Consider the following 1,661-nt stretch of genomic DNA (forward strand, 5'->3'; position numbering starts at 1 on the left):
ATCTGATGATGCCGCCCCGCCGTCGTGTTCCTGGCCGGCAGCGCTTGGCGGAAACCCTGGGCTCGAGGGAGCGGATCCGGCTCGCCGGACGCGCCACCGGTAGGGTCTGGTCATGGCAGACCTGCTCACCGCGGACGCGGTGCGAGAAGAGCTGAGCCGGTTGCCCGACTGGTCGGGTGACCCGACCGGCATCGGTCGTACCGTCCAGCTCGGCAGTTTCCCGGCGGCCATCGCGATGGTGGACCGGGTGGCGACGGTGGCCGAGAAGCTCGACCACCATCCCGACATCGACATCCGATGGCGGACCCTGACCTTCCGCTGTGTCACGTACTCGGCCGGTGGGGTCACCCACCGGGACATCGAGCTGGCCCGGCGCATTGACGACATCGTCCGGAGTGCGGCATGAGATTCGAGATCAGCAAGGTTCTGGATGCCATCGAGGGCCGGGTCTGCACGGACCCGTCACTGGCCCGAGCCGTGATCGACCTGGCCGAGGTGATCCGCTACCAGGACATCGACGGTGGTCGGCCGGCCAGCCTGCTGCGCCTCGGCATGGTCATCGACGCGCTCTCCCGCGAGCTGGAGGAGGACAGCGTCCAGGTCTACGCGGTGGTGCACCGGGCGTTGCTCTCCGACGCCGACCTCACCTCCAACGAGCGGATGGTCGTCCGCCGCTGGGCCGACGACGGGCTCGTCGAGGTGCTCGACAACCCGGGTGACCGGATGTTGGAGGTCGCCGACCTGCTCGGGTTGCCGGTGCTCAGCCGGGTCCGCTTCGACGGGCTGCGCGGGCGTTTCCCGTGGCTGGTCGAGCAGCCCGGTCGGGTGGTCGCGCCGGTGCCGGGCGCCGGCGGGCCGGTGTTCATCGCGCACGTCGGTGGTGGCCACTCGCCGGTGGCCGGCAAACGGTCGCCGACCGGCGTCAAGCTGCTGGCCCGCCAGTGGCGCTGCCCGGAGTCGGGCTGCGCGCTGTTCGGCGGCGGTGGTGGGGGTGGCGCGTTCGCCGACCTGGCCGGGGGTGCCGACCGCAGCCCCGCCGCGCAGCCGCCGCCCGCGCTGCGCAACGGCGTGCCGACCTGCCCCCGACACGGCGTACGGCTCGGTGACGGCGGCCCGCGTCCGCGTACCGAGGTGCTCGCGGTGCGCGTCGGCGGCCTGGTCCGACGGCGGTTCGTGCTCAGCGAGGAACAGCCGATCGTGGCAGGACGGGCTCCCGAGCAGGACGGCGGGATCATGCTCGGCCAGTGGCTCAACGACGAGGCACGGCGCTGGATCAGCCGTGGTCACGTCCGCTTCGAGCTGCGGGTCGGCGAGGTCATCGTGACCGACGTCAGCACCAACGGCTCGGGCATCCGGCCGGGCGGTTCGATGACCGAGTCGGACCGGATCCCGCTGGCGCCGCAGCAGTCCCGGGTGCTGGGCGAGAACGACATGATCGAGCTGTACCCGGGAGTGCAGATCGGTCGGGCCGAGGAACTGCCCACCGGTGCCCCGTTCACTCCCACCTCGGTGATGGCCGAGGCACCCACGATGGCGATGCGCCTGCCCCGCCCCTGACACCCACCCGGGGGGGGGGGGTGGGGTGGATATTAGAGTTTGTCGCACGGCACGAGTTAGGACAATATATCTTTAAGATGGTATTCGGGAGGGGTCAAGCGACT

The 1,661-nt window shown here is 70.8% G+C and carries 2 protein-coding genes; both read left to right on the forward strand.

What is annotated here, in order from left to right; all coding sequences use genetic code 11:
* Nucleotides 1–112: 112 nt before the first annotated feature.
* Nucleotides 113–406, forward strand: a complete 294-nt coding sequence (locus tag AB0B48_RS33030) for a 4a-hydroxytetrahydrobiopterin dehydratase (protein ID WP_357208562.1) — start codon at nucleotides 113–115, stop codon at nucleotides 404–406.
* The gene (locus tag AB0B48_RS33035; protein ID WP_357208564.1) at nucleotides 403–1,557 is read left to right on the forward strand and encodes an FHA domain-containing protein; all 1,155 of its coding nucleotides are present in this window, start codon (nucleotides 403–405) and stop codon (nucleotides 1,555–1,557) included. The genes AB0B48_RS33030 and AB0B48_RS33035 overlap by 4 nt, the downstream gene beginning before the upstream one ends.
* Nucleotides 1,558–1,661: the final 104 nt, after the last annotated feature.

The organism is Micromonospora sp. NPDC049089 (genome assembly GCF_040648775.1).
In the GTDB taxonomy this organism is placed as follows: domain Bacteria; phylum Actinomycetota; class Actinomycetes; order Mycobacteriales; family Micromonosporaceae; genus Micromonospora.

Excerpts from the sequence above, each read along its gene's own strand:
- AB0B48_RS33030 (WP_357208562.1), top strand. The coding sequence starts at position 113 with ATGGCAGACCTGCTCACCGCGGACGCGGTGCGAGAAGAGCTGAGCCGG.
- AB0B48_RS33035 (WP_357208564.1), top strand. The coding sequence starts at position 403 with ATGAGATTCGAGATCAGCAAGGTTCTGGATGCCATCGAGGGCCGGGTC.